Origin of the sequence: Aeromonas sp. QDB31, from assembly GCF_027707605.1 — a bacterium.
GTDB lineage: Bacteria > Pseudomonadota > Gammaproteobacteria > Enterobacterales > Aeromonadaceae > Aeromonas > Aeromonas media.
Genome location: NZ_JAPCIX010000013.1, coordinates 88,008 through 108,900, shown reverse-complemented (window position 1 = coordinate 108,900; position 20,893 = coordinate 88,008). Strand labels below are relative to the sequence as shown.

Below are 20,893 nucleotides of genomic sequence, written 5' to 3'. Positions count from 1 at the left end.
AAAAAATCGGCTCAAACATGAAGAAATGAAATGACTGAGTCAGCCGAGAAGAATTTCCCCGCTTATTCGCACCTTCCCTAGCTTGATTGACCGCAGGCTTTGTTATTGATTGAATATAGTCATTGTATTGCTTTGTTTTTGTTGTATAAAAAAGATACTGACCATCAATTTTAGCTTTGGCGCGAAGAATATTGGTTGTGTAGATACAAGGGCGACCAATCTTGTTTTTGAACAGACAAGATTTTCCAATTTGACTCTGACTGTTAATAAAGTTAATCAGTAGATCACCATCATCTAAGATATAGCTTTGCGTATTAGCACCCTGAGGGTCATCAATATACCAAAACTTCAAATCAGAAAAATCAACCTCTTGATCACTCATATTCCCTGAGCGAATAACAGGAATTCCAATATCATCTTTGCTCAATTGACGTGATAATCCACTCTTAAGAAGAGATAGACATTGACCAATCTCAACTACCTTCCAGCATTCAGGCACCATAGCCGAGTTCCTCCAGATACTTGGCCATCTCGCCTTCCAGCTCGGTCAGTTGGGTTTTAAGCAACTCCCGCTCGGCACGCACCGCCAGCAGATCGATCTCGGACTCCTCCTCAAAAGTATCCACATAGCGAGGAATATTGAGGTTGTAGTCGTTATCGATGATCTCTTTAAGCGAGGCAAGATAGGCATACTTATCGACATTGCCGCCATTGCGATAGGTGGCGACGATGTCGGCGATATTGTCCGCGCTTAGCAGGTTCTGGTTTTTACCCGCCTTGAACTCGCGGCTGGCGTCGATAAACAGCACATTGTCATCCACCTTCTGCTTTTTAAAGATCAGGATGGCGGCGGGGATGCCGGTGCCGTAGAAGAGCTTCTCCGGCAGGCCGATCACCGCATCGAGCAGGTTCTCGTCGATCAACTGCTGGCGAATTTTCCCCTCGCTCGCCCCCCGGAACAGCACACCGTGGGGCACCACTACGCCCATTCTTCCGCTCTTGGGTTTGAGGGTTTCAATCATATGGAGGATAAAGGCGTAATCCCCCTTGGTTTTGGGCGGGAGCCCGCGCTTGAAGCGACCAAACTTATCGTTCCCCGCCTCCTCATAACCCCATTTATCCAGCGAAAAGGGCGGGTTGGCGGTCACGATATCAAAGCGCATCAGATCGCCGTTAATATCCAGCAGCTTGGGGTTGCGGATGGTATCGCCCCACTCGATTTTGTGGTTGTCTTCCCCGTGCAGGAACATGTTCATCTTTGCCAGCGACCAGGTAGAGCCGATGGCCTCCTGACCGTAGAGGGCGTAGTGCTTCTCGCCATGGTTTTCCACCACCTTGCGGCCGCACTTCATCAAGAGCGACCCCGAGCCACAGGCCGGATCGCAGATGGTGTCGCCCGGCATCGGCTCCAGCAGCTCGGCCATCAGATCAGAGACTTCCGGCGGGGTATAGAACTCCCCCGCCTTCTGGCCGCCGCTGGCGGCGAAGTTCTTGATGAGATACTCATAGGCGTTGCCGATCACATCTAGGGTGCCGACCCGGCTAGGCTTGAGGTTGAGCTCATCCTTGGCAAAATCTTCCATCAGGTGGCGCAGTATGGTGTTCTTCTGCTTCTCTTCGCCGAGTCGGTCGGTGTTGAAGCTGATGTCCTGAAACACACTCTTGCCCGCGTCTTTGAGCTTGGTGCCGTTGGCCTCTTCGATGGCATGCAGCGCCTGATCGATCCGCTCGCCGTTGCCTGGCTCGTGACGACGCTCGAACAGGCTGTAGAAACTGGCCTGTTTAGGCAGCACGAAACGCTCGTTTTTGAGCATCTCTTCGATAAGCTCCGGCTCATCGCCATATTGCGCCTTGTAGCCGTCGTAGTGATCCTGCCAGACATCGGAGATGTATTTCAGGAACAGCATGGTGAGCACGAAATCTTTATAGGTATCAGGGCTGACAGTGCCCCGGAAGGTATCGCAGGCAGACCAGAGGGCCTTGTTGATATCGTCCTGGTTTATCGAGGTTGTCATAAGTCACAATTCCTTGGGCTGTGGCCGGATAAACGGGAAAGCGCTGGCGCTTGAGCGGGGTGCAGGATTAATCGTTCAAGCCAGCGGGCCGCGAGGGAGAGGCCTGACACTGAGGGTGGCAAGCGGCGGCACGTTCACAACATATCGCGTTATCGCCAATGATGCGGCGGCAGTCTGTCGCAACTGGCGCAGGTGCGTCAAGAGTGCCAGCTCGCATTTTGCCTCTATCGCAATGATCGCTATAAAGATCCGCCGCGAGCAGAGCATCGACGCGGGTCACGTCACTTATATTGCCCAATCAACGCCCAGCTGTTGCGCAATTCATGCACCGCGCAAATAGAAAGACCCTGCGATGCAAGGTCTTTCAGTTTCCAACTTAAATGTCCGTGATCACCAACCGAGATCATTTTTGTAATTTAATTACAGTTAATCACCGCAAAAAATAAAAAGGCCCTGCTGTTGCAGGGCCTTTGAGTTTCCAACTTAAATGGTCGGTTTCCAACTTCAATGTCACGGTTTCCAACTTAAATGGCCGTGATCAGCGCCGCTATTACTTGGCGTAATCCTCGGTCGGAACGCAGGAGCAGAACAGGTTGCGATCGCCGTAAACGTCGTCGATGCGGTTCACCGAGGGCCACAGCTTGCTGGCGCGCACGGCGTCGGACGGGAAGACCGCCTCGGCGCGGGTGTAACCGCGGCTCCACTGCTCGTCCATGACGTCATCCTGGGTGTGTGGTGCATTGACCAGAGGGTTGTCGGTCAGGCTCCAGTGGCCGTCCTGCACCCGGGCAATCTCGGCGCGGATGGCGGTCATGGCCTCGACGAAGCGATCCAGCTCGCGCTTGGATTCGGATTCGGTCGGCTCGACCATCAGGGTACCCGCTACCGGGAAGCTCATGGTCGGCGCGTGGAAGCCGTAGTCCATCAGGCGCTTGGCCACGTCCATCTCGCTGATGCCGGAGGCCTCTTTGAGCGGACGTATGTCCAGGATGCACTCGTGGGCCACCCGGCCGTTACGCCCGGTGTAGAGCACGGGGAAGGACTCGCCGAGCTTCTTGGCCAGGTAGTTGGCGTTGAGGATGGCGACCTGGGTGGATTTCTTCAGCCCCTCGTCCCCCAGCATGGCGATGTACATCCAGCTGATGGGCAGTATGCTGGCCGAGCCGAACGGGGCGGCAGACACGGCGCCGTTGTCACGGCTCTCCTTGTCGGTCTTGACCACGGCGTGACCGGCCACGAAGGGAGCCAGGTGTTTTTTCACGCCGATGGGACCCATGCCCGGGCCGCCACCGCCATGAGGAATGGCGAAGGTCTTGTGCAGGTTGAGGTGAGAGACGTCAGCACCGATAAAGCCAGGCGCCGTCAAACCGACTTGCGCGTTCATGTTGGCGCCGTCCAGATAGACCTGACCGCCATACTGGTGAACGATGTCGCACACCTCCTTGATGGTCTCCTCGTACACCCCGTGGGTGGAGGGATAGGTCACCATCAGGCAGGAGAGCTGGTCCCCCACCTCCGCAGCCTTGGCGCGCAGGTCGTCCAGATCCACGTTGCCGGCCTTGTCGCAGGCGGTGACGATGACCTTGAGGCCCGCCATCTGGGCGGAGGCCGGGTTGGTGCCGTGGGCCGAGGCCGGGATCAGGCAGACATCGCGATGCCCCTCGCCGCGGGACTCGTGGTACTTCTTGATGGCCAAGAGGCCCGCGTATTCCCCCTGAGCGCCGGAGTTCGGCTGCATGCAGACGGCGTCATAACCTGTCACCTTCACCAGCCAGTCTTCGAGGTCTGCCAGTAGCAGCTGGTAACCCTGGGTCTGGGCCAGCGGGGCGAAGGGGTGCAGCTTGCCAAACTCGGGCCAGGTCACCGGGATCATCTCGGCGGTGGCGTTGAGCTTCATGGTGCAGGAGCCCAAGGAGATCATGGCGTAGTTCAGGGCCAGATCTTTCGCTTCGAGACGGTGGATGTAGCGCAGCATCTCGGTCTCGGAGTGGTACTTGTTGAACACCTCGTGGGTCAGCACGGCGTCGGTGCGCAGCAGATCCTGCGGGATGGCGTGATGGCCCTGGGCCTTGGCATCCAGGGCCGCGACATCGAGCCCGTGGCCTTGCCCCAGGAAGAGGTCGAACAGCTCGGCCACGTCCTCGCGGGTGGTGGTCTCGGAGAGGGACACACCGACAGCGCCGTCCAGATCCGCGCGCAGGTTGATGCCCAGCGCTTCGGCCTTGGCGATCAGCTCTGATTTGCCTGCGGTCAGCACGGTGAGGGTGTCGAACCAGCTATCGTGCTTGAGGGCCAGGCCCTTGGCCTTGAGGCCGAGCGCCAGGATGCTGGTCAGGCGATGGACGCGGGAGGCGATGGTTTTCAGCCCCACCGGGCCGTGGTAGACGGCGTAGAAGCTCGCCATGTTGGCCAGCAGCACCTGGGCGGTACAGATGTTGGAGTTCGCCTTCTCGCGGCGGATGTGCTGCTCGCGGGTCTGCATCGCCATGCGCAGGGCATTCTTGCCACGGGCATCCTTGGAGACGCCGATGATGCGGCCCGGCATGGAGCGCTTGTAGGCATCGCGGGTGGCAAAGAAGGCGGCGTGGGGGCCACCGTAACCCATGGGCACGCCGAAGCGCTGGGCAGAGCCGAACACCACGTCGGCCCCCAGTTCACCCGGGGATTTGAGCAGCAGCAGGGCGAGCATGTCGGTCCCGACGCAGGCCAGCCCCTTCTGGGCCTGGACCGCAGCGATCAGGGAACGCAGATCGGTCACGTTGCCGGTGGTGCCCGGGTACTGGAACATGGCACCGAACACCTCTTCGCTCACCGCGTCAGAGGCGGGGCCCACGGCCACGTCGAAACCGAAGTGCACCGCGCGCTCCTTGACCACGTCGATCACCTGGGGGTGAACATCGTCGGCCACGAAGAAGAGGTTGGACTTGGACTTGGCCATGCGCTTGGCCAGTGCCATGGCTTCGGCGGCGGCGGTCGCTTCATCGAGCAGGGAGGCGCTTGCCAGATCCATGCCGGTGAGATCCAATGTCAGCTGCTGGAAGTTCAGCAGAGCTTCGAGGCGGCCCTGGGCCAGCTCCGGCTGATAGGGGGTATAGGCAGTATACCAGCCCGGGTTTTCCAAGACGTTGCGCAAGATGACGTGGGGCACGTGGGTGTCGTGATAGCCCATGCCAATGTAGCTCTTGGCGACCTGGTTCTTGGCCGCATAGCCCTTGAGCTTGGCCAGGGCTTCCACTTCGGTCATGGGGGCGCCGATGCCGAGCGGGCCCGGGCGACGGATGGTGGCGGGGACAGTCTGCTCAATCAGATCGTCCAGGCTCTCGGCCCCCACGGTGGCGAGCAGGGCCCGCACTTCTTCCTCACCCGGGCCGATGTGACGGCGGATGAAATCGGTTTTTTGCTCGAGTTCAAACAGTGACTGGGTCATTTCCCTATTCCTGGTATGAAGTCCTGATAACCAAGACCTGATGTTCCTGATAGCCGGTGAATACCGGCTCCACTCATGTTCTGTGTCCGCCGCAGGCAGACGGGGAATGCGGCAAGGGCATCCCGAAGGCGCAAAGGCTGCGCCCTTCCTGCAACCGTCATGGCCGCAGGATGGCAGTCATACAAGAGGGCCCTGCTGTGTTGGCAGGGCCCGGGGGCATTACTCTTCGTCCACCACGTTCTGGTAGCCTTCGGCATCCAGCAGGTTGGCGAGCTCGCCCGCATCATCCAGCTTGATGCGGAACAGCCAGCCGGCACCGTAGGGGTCGGAGTTGACCAGCTCGGGGCTGCCTTCCAGCTCTTCGTTGATGGCCAGGATCTCGCCGCTCACCGGGCTGTAGATGTCGGAGGCGGCCTTGACCGACTCGGCCACGGCGCAATCTTCGCCGGCGCTCACTTGTTTGCCCACTTCCGGCAGGTCGACGAACACCATGTCTCCCAGCAGATCCTGGGCGTGCTCGGTGATGCCGACCACGGCTTCGCCGTTGGCTTCAACACGGACCCACTCGTGGGAGGTGGCATATTTCAGTTCGCTCGGGATATGGCTCATTTGTGCTTCCTTTATGCTCTTGGATCGCTTCAACAAAAATGGGTCGGCGAAGGGGCTCCCCTTCGCCGCAATCAATCATTACACCAGGGGCTGGCCGTTGCGCACGAAAGCCGGCTTGGTGACCTTCACGGTGACCAGCTTCTTGCGGATCTCGACCTGGGCTTCAGAGCCAATGTCGCGGGGCACCCGCGCCAGGGCGATGCTGTAACCCAGAGTCGGCGAGAAGGAGCCGGAGGTGATCACCCCTTCGCGCTGCTCACCGCTCTCGCTGGTGAAGGTGACCGGCATGCCGGCACGCAGCACACCTTTCTCTTCCATCACCAGACCCACCAGCTTGGGTTGGGTGCCGGCGGCTTTCTGGGCTTCCAGGGCGGCGCGACCGATAAACTGGCGATCGCTGGGCTCCCAGGCCAGAGTCCAGGCCATGTTGGCGGCCAGGGGCGAGATTGACTCGTCCATGTCCTGACCGTAGAGGTTCATGCCCGCTTCCAGGCGCAGGGTGTCACGGGCACCGAGGCCGCAAGGGGCCACGCCGTTGTCCAGCAGGGACTGCCACAGGGCGCAGGCCTGGGGCTCGGGCACCACGATTTCATAACCGTCTTCGCCGGTGTAGCCAGTGGTGGCGATGAAGAGATCCCCGGCCTGCACGCCGAAGAAGGGCTTCATGCCCTCGACCGCTGCATTTTGCTCAGGGGTGAACACCTTGGCCGCCTTGGCCTTGGCGTGGGGCCCCTGCACCGCGATCATGGCAAGCTCCGGGCGCTCGGTCACGCTCACAGAGAAGTCGATGGCGTGATGGCGGATCCAGGCCAGATCCTTCTCGCGGGTGGCGGAGTTCACCACCAGGCGGTAGAAGGTATCGGTCAGGTAATAGGTAATGAGGTCGTCGATGACGCCGCCTTCCGGGTTCAGCATGCCGCTGTAGAGGGCCTTGCCGGGGACGGTGAGCTTGGCCACGTCGTTGGCCAGCAGGTGTTGCAGGAAGGCTTTGACTCGCTCGCCGGTCAAATCGACGATGGTCATGTGGGAGACATCGAACATGCCCGCATCGCTGCGCACCGCGTGGTGCTCTTCCAGCTGGGAGCCGTAGTTGATGGGCATTTCCCAACCGTGGAAGTCCACCATCTTGGCGCCAGCTTCCAGGTGTTTGGGATGCAGTACAGTAGTCTGGATCATCGCTGTGTTTCCTTAAGCGTTCGCGACAACGCTCGCAATCCGCTCCGGCTCCCTTGCACAGCGGGAGGGCGAACCGCAAGGTCTGTGCTCGTTCCCACCCGTGGGGCAGGAGTGATTCCTTGAACGGAGCGGATTATATGACAAGAGCGCCGGTGTGCCGCTCAAAAAAAACTAATCCTGCTCCGACAAACAGACACCAGACACTAAGACAAAAACAGTGATAAAAACAGTACAAACCCGGGATGTTCGAGATTTAATGTTGATTTTTACCGTTACGTCACAATTTACAGAAAAACGTTTCGCTTCCCGCCAACATTAAAGGCTGACACCCCGGAGGGGCATTCAGCCTTGTCAGATTAGTTTTATTGTTAAAAATAGCGAGTAAGATTAGATTTTTTCACCCTTGGCAAGAGCAGGCAGCTCACCGTCCAGCCCCATGGCGGCCCGGATCACGCTTTGCTTGAGCGGCGCCAGGCCATCGACGGCCCGCAATCCCACCCCGCGCACCAGCTTCTTGAGGGGGTGGCTGCCACCAAATAGTCGCTTGAGCCCTTCCATCGCTGCCAGCATGCGGGCGGCCTCGCTCTTGCGCCAGCGCTCATAGCCGCGCAGGTTGGCCAGCAGGCCGATATCCGCCCCTGCGTTCTGGCTCTTGAGGAGCTGTTCGGCCAGGGCCGCCGCATCCAGCAGACCCAGGTTGACCCCCTGCCCCGCCAGCGGGTGTATGGTGTGGGCCGCGTCTCCCACCAGCACCAGCCGCTCGCGGGCAAAGTCCCGGGCGTAGCGGGCGGTGAGCGGAATGGCGCTGCGGGCCCCCTCCACCTTGCACAGCCCCAGCCGTCCATCAAAGGCGGTGGTGAGTTGGCGATTGAAGCCTTCATCGTCCAGGGCGCACAGCGCCTCGGCCCGCGTGGCGGGCACAGACCAGACGATGGAGCAGAGGTTGGGCTCCCACAGGGGCAGGAAGGCGAGCGGGCCTTCGGGGGTGAAGATCTGGCGCGCCACCGCCTCGTGGGGCTCGGCACAGCGCACCGTCGCCACCAGGGCGTGGTGACCGTAGTCCCAGCTGGTGAGCGGGATGTCCGCCTGACGGCGCACCCAGGAGTGGGCGCCGTCGGCGGCCACCACCACGCGAGCCGAGAGGGCACGGCCATCCTCCATCAGCAACAGGGCGCCCGCATCGCTCACTTGCAGGCTCTGGGCCCGGGCCGGGGTGAGCAGGCTGATGTTGTTCGCTCCCGCGATGGCATCGAGCAGCGCCAGCTGGATGACCCGGTTCTCGACGATGTGGCCGAGCGCCGGTTGGCGCAGGCTGGCGGCATCAAAGCCGATATGACCGAAGCTGTCCTGCTCCCACACCGCCATGCTGTCGTAGGCTTGCAGGCGCCGCGCCACTATGCCGTCCCAGGCGCCGACCCCCTGCAAGATGCGCTGACTGGCGAGGCTCAGGGCGCTGACCCTGTTGTCCGGTGCCTCCCCGAGCTGGGTGTCGGGCAGCTGCCCCTCGACGATGGCGATCGTGAGCGCACTGTTCTTGAGGGCGGCGGCGAGCCCCAGGCCCACCATACCGCCCCCCACGATCACCACATCCACATTTTGCATCTGCATCATCTCTATCCTTTCGTGGCTGATCGCCAGGATCAGCAGGAGGACGCCCGCTGGCATCCCCTCATCAAGTTGTTCGGTGTCGCCTCTTCTCGGCACACCTCATTCACGGCACAGATCGGCGACAAACCCCAGAGTGCGGGAGGCGAGCGGCGCCTGCAGCCAGGGCAGTCGCCCCATCAGGGAGAGCGCCAGATTGCGACCGGCCACCAGGGGGGCATGGCCGTTGGAGAAGAGCTGGGCCAGAGAGGAGGTGAGCCAGATGGTCTGCTCCTGATCCCCCTTGCGCCGCTGCCAGTAAGCGCTCAGCACCTCGAAACTGCCGATGTCCTCCCCGGCCGCGAGGGCCTGGGCCACCGCCTGGGTGAGCAAGTCCAGGTCGCGCATGCCGAGATTGAAGCCCTGGCCGGCGATGGGGTGCAACAGGTGGGCGGCATTGCCCACCAGCACGGTGCGCTGGGCCAGGGGATAGTCGGCCACCGTCAGCACCAGGGGGTAGAGGTTGCGCGCCCCTGTGCGCACGAAGCGCCCGAGCCGCCAGCCAAAGGCCTGCTGCAGACGGGCTAGGAAGGCGGCATCATCCTGCGCCATCAGGGCCTGCGCCTCGTCCCGCGGGACGCTCCACACCAGGGAGGAGAGCCCCTCCTGCATGGGCAGCAGCGCCAGCGGCCCCCCTTCGGTGAAGCGCTCGAAGGCCCGGCCGGCGGGATCCTCGGCGGTCTTGACCGTGGCGATGATGGCACTCTGCTCATAGTCATGGCGACTGACCGGCAGCTTGAAGTGCTGGCGCACGAAGGAGTTGCCCCCATCGGCCGCCACCAGCAGCCGGGTCTGGTAGCGCTCGCCGCTGGCAAGCGTCAGGGTCACCCCCTCCTCCTGTGGCGCTATGGTGGAGAGCTGGGCCGGGCAGCACAGCCTGATGTTCGCGGTGGCGTCCATCCCCTGCTGCAGCGCTATGCCGGCGGCAGAGAGTTCGATCACCTGGCCGAGGGCGGGCAGACCAAACTGCGCCGCCGTGAGCCGGGTCTGGCCGCAGTGACCCCGATCCGAGACATGGATATGGGTGATGGGGGCGCAGTGAGGAGCAAAACGGGACCAGAGCCCGTGCCGGGCCAGCGCCTCGCAGGTGCCGGCGGACAGCGCGATGGCGCGGGCATCGAAGCCGGGATGGGCATTGAGTTCGGGGGCGCTCGCCTCCAGCAGCAGGATCTGCAGGGGGGCACCGCTCGGCCCCTTCAGGGCGGCGAGGGAGAGGGCCAGCACGGCGCCGCTCATACCACCGCCGACGATAGCCACGTCGACGTGAACCGGATCAGAATGAGACATGAGAAGAGGGCATAGGCTAAAAACGTGGGCCAATGCTATCACAAAGGCGGGAGGCGGGATGCGAGGCCACGGGCAAAAAACAGATTTGGCACCGACAGTTGGCTCGCCAGAGCCCGCTCGGCACTCCCCTCCTCCGCGCAGAACCATCACGGAAAAAGAGCGCCATAAGGCGCTCTTTTCTATCTCCGTTCGGGCACTCTTGCGGGATTCAGTGCAGGGTCGGCGGGGTGCTCGGGGCATCCGGGCGCTTGCCGAACTCCTCGAACGCCATCATGACCCCGAGGCGCACGTGTTCGTAGAGCACCAGGAAGGAAGCTTCGTTCTCGTCATCCTCCTGATCGAACTCCGCCGAGACCTGGGTGATGCTGGCGATGTCCTGGATCATCTCCTGCAGCTCCTCGGAAGCCCTGGAAAGCTCCTGCTGCACCACACCGAAACCGGCCAGGAAGGCCTGGGACCAGTCCACCAGGGCATCGATGCGCTCGTCGAGCGGCGCCTCGTCACTTGGCAACAGCAGCTCGACCCCTTTTTGTGCCATCAGGCTCTCGATGACGCTCTGATAGAGCTCGGTCATCACCTGGCGCACCGGCGCCGGCAAGCCGAAACCATCGTTGATCAGATCGTTGAAAGGAGGCAGCCAGCTCTTGTCGTCCAGTACCACGCCACCGCACACCAGGCCGCAGATCACGCCATGGGCCTCGACAGCCGTCGCCATCAGCTCGTGCTGCTCCATCAGGTCGGCCACGGCCGCGTATTTCAGGGGGTTCGTTTTGCTCATCGAAGATCCGCTCAAAGTTCAGGCAAATATGCAAAAATTATGGCCGAGATCCTAGCATTCTCCCCCTCCCAGAGCCAGCAAGGCCTTGAAACTTCTGCATCTGCGCTATATAGTCCCGCCCAGTTGTCCACGTGGATAAAAGCGGGAATCAGCCCCGCCGTATTGAGGAAGGCATGAGCATAGAGGCCGTAGAAATCGTCATTTTGGGACGTCCCTACAAGGTATCCTGTCCCTTGGGACAACAGGATGCCCTGCGCCAGGCCGCCGACCAGCTGAGTGACAAGCTTATCGAGCTGCGTCAACGCTCCAAGGTCTCCAGCAATGAACAGCTTGCCATCATGGCGGCGCTCAACTTCTGTCATGAGCTCTGCCTTGAAAAAGAGAAGAACCACCAATACTCTGAGACCATGGACAAGCGGATCAAGATGCTGCAGCGCACCATAGAAGCGGCCTTGATCGAGCACGGTCAATATGGTGATTCCAGCGAGGAGGGCCGTCAGCCCTAAGCGCGACCCGTTTTAAAATTCCCTGGGGTGTGCGTCAGCCGGTTCAAGTCCCCGAGCCGATAATCATACCCAACAGGAGTTCTATCTTCTGACTATTGCGCATGCTCGGCCCGACCGAGAAGCCTGCGGCCAGTTTAGAACTCCGCCTTGAACTCACGGTTCAAGGGCCCAAACCGGCAACGGCATCTCCGGGGTACCTAACACAAGAGCCCGTCATTGATATGACGGGCTCTTTCTTTTTCTGCGTACAGCCCAGGGGCCCATCGTCCATGAACCAGGCGCAATAAAAAGCCCGCCGACGAGGGCGGGCTCTGTACCTGACCTGGATGCACTCAGACGGCCATCTGCTCGTGGGGCGAGCCATTGTGGCGCAGCCAGAGGAAACTCAGGGCTACGATCAGCACCATCACCACCATGATGGCCCCCAGGGTCACCTGCCCTTCCATTGGGAAGCTGGCGGCCAGCAGGGTGACCACACCGGCCCCCAGGTTTTGCATGCCCCCCAGGATGGCCCCGGCGGTGCCCGCCTGACCCGGGAAGGGCTCGATGGCGCAGGAGGTGGCGGTCGGGTAGAGGATGCCGCTGCCGATGAAGTAGACAGCCGCGCCCCCCACCAGGGAAGCCGCACTCACCACCCCGAACAGGCCGGGCACCAGAATGATGAGGGCCCCCAGCCCCAGGAAGGCAATACCAAGGCGCATCAGCTTGCCCTGGCTCAGGCGAAAGCTCAGGCGGGCCGAGAGCCAGGCACCGAACAGGTAGCCGGGCAGCGGCAGCACGAACAGCACGCTCACGGTGCGGGCGCTCAGTTTGAGCACGTCGCCGAGCAGCACCCCGGCCGCCGCTTCGAATACCGCGAGTCCCGCGAAGGTCGCCATCAGGCAGAGCAGGTTGCCCTGAAAGCGCGGGTTGCCGAGCACGTGGCGATAGGCGGCGCCGACCCGCAGTGGTTGCTGACGGGCGCTCGCCGGCAGGGTCTCGCCAAACCAGGCCAGCAGGGCCAGGGTGGTCAGGGCGCCGAAGCCGAACAGGAACCAGTAGCCGGCGCGCCAGTTGAACAGCTCGGTCAGCCAGCCCCCCAGCACGGGTGCCAGCAGGGGGGAGAAGATCACCCCCATGCTCACCAGGCTGTTGGCGCGGTTGAGCTCGGCGCCGCTGTAGCGATCCCGCATCACGGTCCGGCTCATGGCGCCACCGGCCCCCGTGCCCAACCCCTGGATGAAGCTGCCGGCCAGCAGGGCGGCAAAGTGCGGGATCAGCTGAATGGTCAGGGTGCCCACCAGAAACACCATCATGCCGATGAGCAGCACGGGGCGACGACCTATGCGATCCGACAGCGGACCGTAGACGAACTGGGAGAGGCCATACGGGATCAGGTAGCAGGCCATCACCGCCTGCAACTGGCCGGAGGCCACATGAAAGTCCCCCGCCATCATGGGAATGGAGGGCACATAGAGGGTCTGGGTCATCTGGCCCACGGCGACCATCAGAATGGTCAGGAAAAACAGCGGATAAAAACTGTGCCGATACATATCTCAGTCCCGAAAAATCATCGAAAAGCTGCCCGCCTCTGGCAGAGAACCGCAGAGGGGATCCAATAAACAGGGTCAATCAAAGGTGAAACGCAAGGCGGAGGACCCGCACCCGCCAGGAGCAGGACGCTCTTTGGCTTGCGGTGATCTTAGTGATTCATGTCACAAAAAACGAACGAATCTTTATAATCTGCTTTCCCAAGTTTTTCTAATGTGACGGGGCCAGCGGCCCCGTCAAACTGACATCGAACGGGAGCGGGGCGCCTGTGCCCAGGCGCCCCGCTCCCGTTAGCCCACCCGCCCCAACTCGGCGGGCGCCAGCCCGTGCTCAGCTGTGCACGCCGCCCCCAATCGCAGGCAGCGCCCGGCCACCTTGCCCGCCAGCGCCTCGTCATGGGTCACCAGCAGCAGGGCGCAGCCTATCTCCGCCAGCTCCCCCAGCAGGCAGGTGACGGTCTGCTGCTGGCTCAGGGGATCGAGCCGGGAACTGGGCTCGTCGGCAAACAGCAGCACGGGGTGCAGCAGCAGGGCCCGGATCAGGGACAGCCGTTGCAGCTCTCCCCCCGACACCTGGCTCGGCAGCCGGCTCAGCAGCCGCTCATCGAGGCCGAGCCTTGCCAGATAGTCGGTGAGGGGCTGGCGGGGCAGCCTGTGCAGGCGCAGCAGATCGTCAAACTGGGTGGCGAGACGCACCCGGCTGGCGAAGGCCTGCACCGGATCCTGATAGAGCTTCTGCCAGCGGTGGGGGGCTATGCCCCCCTGGCGCAGCACCCGCCCTCGCAGCGGGCGCTGCAACCCCAGCAGCACATTGCCGAGGGTGCTCTTGCCCGCACCGCTCGGCGCCATGATGGCGAGCCGCTCCCCCCTGGCCAGTGGCAGGTCGAGCCCCTCGAACAGGGTCTGATCCCCGTAGCCCATGGCGAGTCCCTCCCCCCTGAGCAGCCAGTCGCCGGTCGGGGGATGCACGGCCTCGGGCCAGGCCGAGGGCTCCGCCGCCAGCAGGGCGCGGGTGTAGGCATGGGAAGGCGCCTGCAGCACCTGCTCGGCGGGCCCCTGCTCCACTATCTCACCCCCCTTGACCACCAGCACCCAGCCCCCCAGCGCCCGGGCCAGGGAGAGATCATGGGTGATGGTCAGCAGGTGGCGCCCCTCGGTCAGATAGCCCTGCAGCAATGTCTGCAACCTGGCACTGGCCCGGCGGTCGAGCCCCTTGGTGGGCTCGTCGGCGATGAGCAGGCGCGCCTGCCCCAGGGTGGCGGCGGCAAAGGCGGCGCGTTGGGCCATGCCCCCGGAGAGCTGGTGCGGGAAGTGGCGCTCCCGCCCGGCAAGCCCGAGCCGCTCGAGGGCGTCCCGCGCCCGCGAGCGCGCCTCCTTGCCGCCCGCCAGCCAGCCCTCCTCCACCTGGGGCAGCAGCCCCATGGTGGGGTCCAGCGCCAGCACCGGCTCCTGGGGCAGCATGGCCAGCTCCCGCCCCCAGAGGGCGCGCAGGGCGCAGGGGTCCGCCAGGCTGTGGCACAAGCCGCCCATCGCCATCTCACCCCGGCCGCGCAGGGGGGCAGGCAGGGTCCCCATCAGGGCATGGGCCAGCAGGGATTTGCCCGAGCCGCTCTCCCCTATCAGGGTCAAGGCGCTGCCTGGGAGCAGGGTGAGATCCAGCGCCTGCAGCAGGGTCTGTCGACCGTCATCCACCTGCAGGCCCTTGATATGAATGGTCGTCATGGGGTGACTCCTTGCGGGGATCCAGGATGAAGTGTGCCCTTCTGATTGAGCAGCACCAGGGCCAGCAGCATCACTCCCATCACCAGTATGGGGGCCAGCAGCAGGCGGGGCGCCTCCTGATAGTGGGGCAGCGCCTCCGTCATCATCAGGCCGAGTTCAGGGGTGGGTGGCTGGATGCCCACCCCGACGAAGCCCAGGGTCGAGAGGGTCAGGATGGCCCCCGCGAGGCCAAAGGCCATCATGGTCAGCAGCTGGGGAGCCAGCTCGGGCCAGAGGTGGCGCCGCAAGATGTGGGCGTTGCCAAAGCCCAGCAGCCGGGACGCCTCCACTTGGGGCGAGGCAAGCAGCGCCCGGCTGCGGGCCCGCACCACCCGGTAGTACTCCACCCACTGGGCCATGGCCAACCCGAGATAGAGGATGGCGAAGCCTCCCTGGGCCATGGCGGAGAAGAGCAGCACCAGCAGCAGGCTCGGCAGGGCCAGCACGCCGTCGGCCAGGCTGCGCAGCAGGCCGTCGACCCAGCCACCGCGCCAAGCTGAGAGCCAGCCCAGCAGCGACCCCAGCAGGGCCGCCGTCAGGACGCACAGCATCCCCAGCAGCAAGGAGAGTCGGGTCGCCGCCGCGAGCCGCGCCATCAGGCTGCGGCCCATCTGATCCCGCCCGAGCGGCTCCTGCCAGGAGGGATCGGCCAGGAACTGCACCAGATCCTGGGCGGCGGGATCGGGCCAGAGCACGGGGCCCAGCAGGGCGAACAGCACCACCAGCAGGAGCAGGCTTGCTCCCGCCTTGACAGAGAAAGACATGATCAGGACTCCTTGGGACCGCGGGGATCGATGGCGAGGCAGAGCAGATCCGTCAGGGTATTGAGCAGCACGAAGAGCGCCGCCAGCACCAGCACGGTTCCCTGCACCATGGGGATGTCGCGCCAGAAGATGGCGTGCACCAGGGCATGGCCGATGCCGGGCCAGGCGAACAGGCTCTCGACCACCACGACCCCTTCGATCAGCAGCACCAGCTGAACCCCTGTATAGGCGATGACGCTGACCCCGGTATTGCGCAGGCCGTGACGCCTGAAGACCCGGGCGGGCGAGAGCCCCTTGGTGAGGGCGAAGCGGTAATAACCGGACTGCACCACGGTGAGTACGCTCTCGCGCACCACCCGGGAGAGCACACCCGAAAGCCCCAGCCCCAGGGTGAGGGCGGGCAACAGCAGGTTGCTCCCCTCCCCGTGACCGGCGGCACTGACCCAGCCCAGCTCCACCGAGAGCAACACCATGAGCACCAGGCCGAGCAGGAAGGGAGGCAGCGCACGCATCAGCACGCTCCAGCCCAGGGTCAGGCGATCGCACCATCCCCCCGGGCGCAGGGCGCTCAGGCTGCCGAGCGGCAGCGCCAGCAACAGGGCCAGGGCCACGGCGGCCACCGCCAGGGACAGGGTGGCCCCCAGGTGGTGGCCCACCTCGCTGGCCACAGGTGCACCCGTCACCAGGGAGCTGCCGAGATCCCCCTGCAGCAGGGCGCCCAGCCAGTCACCGAAGCGGGAGAGAGCCGAGCCGGCCAGCCCCAGCTCGCTTCGCACCGCGTTGGCGGCCTCGGCGGTGACATAGTCATAGCCGTAGCGACCCGCGGCGATGCGAAAGGCGATGTCCCCGGGCAGGGATTGCACCATCAGAAAGCAGAGCCCGGCCACCAGCAGGGCCACCATCAGCGCCTGCACCAGGCGCTGGCCCAGTATTCCCATGACGGTAAAGAAGGGCGCCGCTGTCATTGTGCACTCCATGCGAGCTTGTCCAGACGGTAACTACGCTCCTGGGGATCCAGCTCAAAGCCCTTCAGCCCACGGCTGACCGCCGCGCTTTGGCGATACCAGGCGATGGGCAGGAGGGGCAACTCCTGCTGCAGGGTGGTGGCGATGTCACGGCGCAGTGCCGCGGCCTCCCCCGCGGGCAGGGTCTCCTTGCCAAGGCGGGCCAGTGTTTGCGCCATGGCTTGGGAGTGCCAGTTCATCACCCCCCAGTCGGCACCGGCGGGGGCCAGATCCCCCAGCAGGGTGACCAGGGGATCCGGCACCAGGGCATAGTTGCGGGCATAGAGGCCGAGCTGGAGCGAGCCATCCTGATGACCGGCCGGGATCTCGCTTGAGTTGCCCACCGCCACCTTGAGATCCACCCCCACCGCCTTCCACTGTGCCTGCAGTGCCGTGGCCAGCAGGGGCAATTCAGGGCGATCCGGGAAGGTGCGCAGGGTCAGGGAGAAACGCTCCTCCCCCTTGTGCAGCACGCCATCCGCCCCCAACAGCCAGCCTGCCGCCGCCAAGGCCGCCTGAGCTGCCTTGACGTCATAGGCGAGCGGGGTCAGCCCGGGTTGATGCCACTCCCCCAGGGTGGGAGGGAAGAGCTGGGTCGCCGCCATCTCGGGATCCCGCAGCAGGGCCGCCGCCATGCCACGGCGATCGATGGCGAGGCTGAGGGCGCAGCGCACCGCCGGATCCTTCAGAAGAGGATCGGCCCCATTGAGCTTGAGCTGTATGGTGCGCGGCAGGGTAACGGAGACGATGGAGACCCGGGGCGCCTGCTGCAAGCGGCGGATGCTGACCGGATCCAGCCCCCAGGCAATGTCGGCCTGACCACTCTCGGCCATCAGGGTGCGGCTCTCGGCGCGGCCCACCGTCAGGTAGCTCACCTGCGAGATGGCAGGCTGGGGGCCCTGCCAGCCATCGAAGCGCTCGGTCTCGACTCGCTGGGGCTGCTGCAACCGGGTGATGCGATAGGGGCCTGAGCCGATGACCTGGGTCACCTCCCCCTTGGCGCCGTAAGCCCCCTTCGCCAGGATCTGGGTGCTGGGGTGAGCCAGCACGGCGGCCAGGGGGGCGAAGGGGCCGGTGAGGGTGACCAGCAGGGCCCCCTCATGGGCCTCGATGGACGCGATGGGGGCGCTGGTCATGACGCTGGGCTTGCGCCATGCCTGCTGCAGGGCAAAGGCGACCTGCTCGGCGCTCACCTCGCTGCCATCGTGAAAGCGGGCCCCGGGGCGCAGGGTGAATCGCCATTGCAGGCCATCCTCGGAGTGAGACCACTGGCTGGCGAGCCCGGGTTGCAGATTGCCTTGGCTGTCGACCTCGACCAGGGTCTCCGCCACCTGCATGCGGGTAAAGAAGACCCCGTTGCTGGCGGGGTCGACACTGTGGATCTCCCAGGGCCCCACCATGGCCAGCGGCTTGCCGTGAGCAACATTCATTCCGGCCATCAACACCAGGGCGCACCACCCCGAACAGGTGTGTATTTTTGTCATCCATTCCATCCAAACGATAATGATTACCAACCGATATCTGACGTTATAACATAACAATTAATCAGGATGAATGACTTTTCATTTTTGATAGATGGCTTATTTGCAGCGGGAAAGGGGGAACAGATGAGCGGCCCAGCAGACGCGCAATGGGGCGGCAATCATAAAAAAAGATGGCCCGTCATCGGGCCATCGTCATCATCCTAGCGGGTCACCATCTGCTGCGCCCGCTTGACCTGATCCTCGGGGCTCTCGTTGCGGGGCGGAATGGTGATGCCCTTCTGGCAGGCAGGTTTGGCCTCCATGCGCGCCATCCAGGCCTGCAGATGGGGCAGACCCTCAATGGAGATGCCGCTCCAGTCATAGATCCGCACCCAGGGCCAGGTGGCGATGTCGGCGATGCTGTACTCGTCAGCCAGGTATTCATGGTGCGCCAGGTGACCGTCGAGCACCTCGAACAGACGGCGCCCCTCTTTCTGGTAGCGCTCTATGGCCGCCGGGATCTTCTCGGGGAAGTAGCGGTAGAAGACGTTGGCCTGCCCCATCATGGGGCCGACGCCGCCCATCTGGAACATCAGCCACTGGATGGCCTGGGAGCGGCGCTTGGGATCTTGCGGCAACAGCTTGCCGGTTTTTTCCGCCAGATAGAGCAGGATGGCGCCGGATTCGAACACGGCGAAATCACCGTTATCCCGATCGACGATCGCCGGAATGCGGCCATTGGGGTTGATGGCCAGAAACTCGGGCTTCTTCTGCTCCATGGTCGAGAAATCCAGCGGGATCACCCTGTAAGGCAACCCCAGCTCCTCGAGGGCGATCGACACCTTGAACCCATTGGGCGTGGCGGCAGTGTACAAATCTATCATCTTGGACTCCTTGGTCGTTCAAACGTAATGATCAGGCCTGGGCGCTGGGACGGGCACTCACCCGCTCATGCCAGGCCTGCAAGTGATGCTGGTGCGGGGCGATGCGAAGACCGACGACCTTGCCAAAGTCGATGGTGTACAGCAAAGAGGCTTAGCTCTTCACCGTAACGCTAGATAGTCATCGTCTCACTGAGACAGGTACCATCATCGAGCTCAAGCACCGGAATGCGCCCCGCCGGGTTCTTGGCAAGAAACGCAAGCTCGAGGTTCTCTCCTGTTCCCAGATCTACCTGCTGATAGGCCATCTCGATGCCTTTCTCCGCAAGAAACATCCTGAACCGGCGGGCATTGGGGACACACTTCAACTCATAGATCTTCATCTCGCCTGCGTGGGAATGAAGACCGCTGGCCGCTTCCCATCCCCACGGGGAACCATGGCCAGCGGCGCAACATCGGTCTGTTATGACAAATATTGCACCGCTTGAACAGCCCGAATACAGGGGAAACAGTTAGCCGCACAGAGTGAGGGGTTGACGTTGGCGCAGCAGGATGAGGCGGGAGAGGAGCGGAAAATAGGACTCGAGTTTGCTCTGCAGGACCAGGCTGCAGGCGGGATCAGCAAGCTCAGTCTCATCCAGCACTATGCCATTGGAGACAAAGTAAAAGCGCGGGTCCCTGATATCCGGTCCCTGGGGAGCACAGTCATATTGCCGATGAACCAACAGTGGCAAAACGGGTAATCCCAACGTAGTGCCGCTGGCGGACCAGACCGACTCCGGCCATGGTGCATCATCGTCTTCCAGCAGCAGGATGGCCGCCTCCTCCTTCGACGGTTGCCACCTATCCGGTTGTGCGACCCTGATCTCGGTGAAGTAATGCCCATCATCACTGGCGGCACGCAGTGCGGCCAGCACACCCAATGTTGTCGCTGCCGACGGTTTTTGACTGACTAATGACAGATTCATGGCTCATGTCCCTATGCTCACCACAGCCTGTTAGCCGGCTGTCGCGATAAGACTAGCCGATAACAGGCCTTTATTGGAGCCGTCAGATCTGGCAGTCAATGCCGTGACAGCGCCCGCGGATAACGGTTGCCATTCCAGAATATCTTGGTAAGATACCGCGTCCTTTTATCCCCCGTTCTTTAACATCCAGTGGTGAACCTATGCATCCGATGCTGAATATCGCCGTGCGCGCTGCGCGCAACGCCGGTCAAGTTGTAGTAAAAGCCTTCTCCCAGCCCGAAAATATCGAGGCTATCCAAAAAGGCAGCCACGACTTCGTGACCAACGTTGACCGTGAAGCCGAAGCGGCCATCATTCACACCATCAAGAAGTCTTACCCGGAACACAGCATCGTGGCTGAAGAGTCTGGTGAGATTGCCGGTACCAATCCGGATTACCAATGGATCATCGACCCACTGGATGGCACGACCAACCTGGTCAAGGGCATTCCGCACTTTGCCGTCTCCATCGCCCTGCGCGTCAAGGGCAAGACCGAACAAGCCGTTGTCTACGATCCCATTCGTGACGAGCTGTTTACCAGCACCCGTGGTAACGGCGCCCAGCTGAACGGCTACCGCATCCGCGTCGGCAAGGCCAAAGAGATGGCCGGCACCGTGCTGGCGACCGGTTTCCCGTTCAAGCAGAAGCACCACATCGAACCCTACCTGAAGATGTTCCAGAGCATGTTCATCGAGTGTGCCGACATCCGCCGTGCCGGCGCCCCTGCGCTGGACCTGGCCTATGTGGCCGCCGGTCGCATCGACGGCTACTGGGAAATCGGCCTGAAGCCCTGGGAAACGGCCGCCGGTGAGCTGCTGGCCAAGGAAGCTGGCGCCATCGTCACCGACTTCGTGGGTGGTCACAACTACGAAAACTCCGGCAACATCGTGGTTGCCAACCCGCGCGTCCTGAAAGAGATGCTCGGCAAGATCCGCGAAAACCTGCCGGATTCTTTGGCTAAATAAGCTGGCCAAGTAAGTCGCGAACCCTTGAAAAAAATGCCAGTCGGCCCAGCCGACTGGCATTTTTTTATCTCTGATAT

18 protein-coding genes and 1 other RNA gene are annotated in these 20,893 nt (G+C 62.7%); 3 read left to right on the top strand and 16 right to left on the bottom strand.

Annotation, left to right across the window (positions count from 1 at the left end; translation table 11 throughout):
- The 8 genes from PG898_RS14180 to PG898_RS14145 all read right to left on the bottom strand — a co-directional run.
- Positions 1-502 (bottom strand): hypothetical protein (locus PG898_RS14180; RefSeq protein WP_270824403.1); only part of this gene is annotated, 502 nt, incomplete at its 3' end.
- Entirely contained in the window at positions 492-2,015 is a 1,524-nt protein-coding gene (locus PG898_RS14175; protein ID WP_270824404.1) for a type I restriction-modification system subunit M, read from the bottom strand. The genes PG898_RS14180 and PG898_RS14175, both read right to left, overlap by 11 nt.
- Before the next feature lie 550 nt (positions 2,016-2,565).
- Positions 2,566-5,442 carry an aminomethyl-transferring glycine dehydrogenase gene (gene gcvP, locus PG898_RS14170; RefSeq protein WP_042649955.1) on the bottom strand — a complete coding sequence of 959 codons (2,877 nt, stop codon included), beginning with the start codon at positions 5,440-5,442 and terminating at the stop codon, positions 2,566-2,568.
- A gap of 219 nt (positions 5,443-5,661) precedes the next feature.
- Positions 5,662-6,051, bottom strand: a complete 390-nt coding sequence (gene gcvH / locus PG898_RS14165) for a glycine cleavage system protein GcvH (protein ID WP_005329287.1) — start codon at positions 6,049-6,051, stop codon at positions 5,662-5,664.
- Positions 6,052-6,129: 78 nt separating this feature from the next.
- Positions 6,130-7,227, bottom strand: a complete 1,098-nt coding sequence (gcvT, locus tag PG898_RS14160; protein ID WP_005329285.1) for a glycine cleavage system aminomethyltransferase GcvT — start codon at positions 7,225-7,227, stop codon at positions 6,130-6,132.
- Positions 7,228-7,614: 387 nt separating this feature from the next.
- Positions 7,615-8,835, bottom strand: a complete 1,221-nt coding sequence (locus tag PG898_RS14155; RefSeq protein ID WP_042649959.1) for an FAD-dependent 2-octaprenylphenol hydroxylase — start codon at positions 8,833-8,835, stop codon at positions 7,615-7,617.
- 99 nt (positions 8,836-8,934) lie between these two features.
- Positions 8,935-10,158 (bottom strand): 2-octaprenyl-6-methoxyphenyl hydroxylase, encoded by a 1,224-nt coding sequence (gene ubiH / locus PG898_RS14150; protein WP_042649956.1) that lies wholly within the window; start codon positions 10,156-10,158, stop codon positions 8,935-8,937.
- 208 nt (positions 10,159-10,366) lie between these two features.
- On the bottom strand, positions 10,367-10,936 hold the full coding sequence (locus tag PG898_RS14145) for a UPF0149 family protein (RefSeq protein ID WP_042649957.1): 570 nt from the start codon (positions 10,934-10,936) through the stop codon (positions 10,367-10,369).
- A 173-nt stretch (positions 10,937-11,109) separates the two neighbouring features.
- Here PG898_RS14145 and zapA point away from each other — a divergent pair, with 173 nt between their 5' ends.
- On the top strand, positions 11,110-11,442 hold the full coding sequence (gene zapA, locus PG898_RS14140) for a cell division protein ZapA (protein WP_041205956.1): 333 nt from the start codon (positions 11,110-11,112) through the stop codon (positions 11,440-11,442).
- 16 nt (positions 11,443-11,458) lie between these two features.
- A non-coding RNA gene (ssrS, locus tag PG898_RS14135) (6S RNA) lies at positions 11,459-11,641 on the top strand.
- A 133-nt stretch (positions 11,642-11,774) separates the two neighbouring features.
- On the opposite strand, the gene emrD is transcribed toward ssrS, so the two are convergent.
- From emrD to PG898_RS14095, 8 genes are all read right to left on the bottom strand, one after another.
- Positions 11,775-12,974, bottom strand: coding sequence for a multidrug efflux MFS transporter EmrD (gene emrD, locus PG898_RS14130; RefSeq protein WP_270824405.1), 1,200 nt, complete (start codon positions 12,972-12,974; stop codon positions 11,775-11,777).
- 288 nt (positions 12,975-13,262) lie between these two features.
- The gene (locus PG898_RS14125) at positions 13,263-14,693 is read right to left on the bottom strand and encodes an ABC transporter ATP-binding protein (protein ID WP_171268895.1); all 1,431 of its coding nucleotides are present in this window, start codon (positions 14,691-14,693) and stop codon (positions 13,263-13,265) included.
- Positions 14,690-15,496 carry an ABC transporter permease gene (locus tag PG898_RS14120; protein ID WP_042649305.1) on the bottom strand — a complete coding sequence of 269 codons (807 nt, stop codon included), beginning with the start codon at positions 15,494-15,496 and terminating at the stop codon, positions 14,690-14,692. Before PG898_RS14120 ends, PG898_RS14125 begins: the two co-directional genes overlap by 4 nt.
- A 2-nt stretch (positions 15,497-15,498) precedes the next feature.
- A complete protein-coding gene (locus PG898_RS14115) occupies positions 15,499-16,461 on the bottom strand; it encodes an ABC transporter permease (protein ID WP_042649306.1) in 963 nt (320 codons plus the stop codon).
- Positions 16,458-17,984, bottom strand: a complete 1,527-nt coding sequence (locus tag PG898_RS14110; protein WP_270824406.1) for an ABC transporter substrate-binding protein — start codon at positions 17,982-17,984, stop codon at positions 16,458-16,460. The genes PG898_RS14115 and PG898_RS14110 overlap by 4 nt, the downstream gene beginning before the upstream one ends.
- Positions 17,985-18,184: 200 nt before the next feature.
- A complete protein-coding gene (locus PG898_RS14105; RefSeq protein WP_270824407.1) occupies positions 18,185-18,847 on the bottom strand; it encodes a glutathione S-transferase family protein in 663 nt (220 codons plus the stop codon).
- 170 nt (positions 18,848-19,017) lie between these two features.
- Positions 19,018-19,227 carry a glutathione S-transferase N-terminal domain-containing protein gene (locus tag PG898_RS14100; protein ID WP_042649332.1) on the bottom strand — a complete coding sequence of 70 codons (210 nt, stop codon included), beginning with the start codon at positions 19,225-19,227 and terminating at the stop codon, positions 19,018-19,020.
- Positions 19,228-19,356: 129 nt separating this feature from the next.
- On the bottom strand, positions 19,357-19,812 hold the full coding sequence (locus PG898_RS14095) for a hypothetical protein (protein ID WP_042649309.1): 456 nt from the start codon (positions 19,810-19,812) through the stop codon (positions 19,357-19,359).
- 200 nt (positions 19,813-20,012) lie between these two features.
- Between PG898_RS14095 and suhB the strand changes: the two genes are divergently transcribed.
- Positions 20,013-20,816 (top strand): inositol-1-monophosphatase, encoded by an 804-nt coding sequence (suhB, locus tag PG898_RS14090; RefSeq protein WP_005326757.1) that lies wholly within the window; start codon positions 20,013-20,015, stop codon positions 20,814-20,816.
- Positions 20,817-20,893: the final 77 nt, after the last annotated feature.

Bases quoted from the DNA above. Each gene is read 5' to 3' on its own strand.
- ubiH (WP_042649956.1), bottom strand. From the start codon at position 10,158: ATGTCTCATTCTGATCCGGTTCACGTCGACGTGGCTATCGTCGGCGGT.
- PG898_RS14125 (WP_171268895.1), bottom strand. From the start codon at position 14,693: ATGACGACCATTCATATCAAGGGCCTGCAGGTGGATGACGGTCGACAG.
- PG898_RS14145 (WP_042649957.1), bottom strand. From the start codon at position 10,936: ATGAGCAAAACGAACCCCCTGAAATACGCGGCCGTGGCCGACCTGATG.
- suhB (WP_005326757.1), top strand. From the start codon at position 20,013: ATGCATCCGATGCTGAATATCGCCGTGCGCGCTGCGCGCAACGCCGGT.
- PG898_RS14115 (WP_042649306.1), bottom strand. From the start codon at position 16,461: ATGACAGCGGCGCCCTTCTTTACCGTCATGGGAATACTGGGCCAGCGC.
- PG898_RS14100 (WP_042649332.1), bottom strand. From the start codon at position 19,227: ATGAAGATCTATGAGTTGAAGTGTGTCCCCAATGCCCGCCGGTTCAGG.
- gcvH (WP_005329287.1), bottom strand. From the start codon at position 6,051: ATGAGCCATATCCCGAGCGAACTGAAATATGCCACCTCCCACGAGTGG.
- gcvP (WP_042649955.1), bottom strand. From the start codon at position 5,442: ATGACCCAGTCACTGTTTGAACTCGAGCAAAAAACCGATTTCATCCGC.
- emrD (WP_270824405.1), bottom strand. From the start codon at position 12,974: ATGTATCGGCACAGTTTTTATCCGCTGTTTTTCCTGACCATTCTGATG.
- gcvT (WP_005329285.1), bottom strand. From the start codon at position 7,227: ATGATCCAGACTACTGTACTGCATCCCAAACACCTGGAAGCTGGCGCC.
- PG898_RS14175 (WP_270824404.1), bottom strand. From the start codon at position 2,015: ATGACAACCTCGATAAACCAGGACGATATCAACAAGGCCCTCTGGTCT.
- zapA (WP_041205956.1), top strand. From the start codon at position 11,110: ATGAGCATAGAGGCCGTAGAAATCGTCATTTTGGGACGTCCCTACAAG.
- PG898_RS14155 (WP_042649959.1), bottom strand. From the start codon at position 8,835: ATGCAGATGCAAAATGTGGATGTGGTGATCGTGGGGGGCGGTATGGTG.
- PG898_RS14095 (WP_042649309.1), bottom strand. From the start codon at position 19,812: ATGAATCTGTCATTAGTCAGTCAAAAACCGTCGGCAGCGACAACATTG.
- PG898_RS14105 (WP_270824407.1), bottom strand. From the start codon at position 18,847: ATGATAGATTTGTACACTGCCGCCACGCCCAATGGGTTCAAGGTGTCG.
- PG898_RS14120 (WP_042649305.1), bottom strand. From the start codon at position 15,496: ATGTCTTTCTCTGTCAAGGCGGGAGCAAGCCTGCTCCTGCTGGTGGTG.
- PG898_RS14110 (WP_270824406.1), bottom strand. From the start codon at position 17,984: ATGACAAAAATACACACCTGTTCGGGGTGGTGCGCCCTGGTGTTGATG.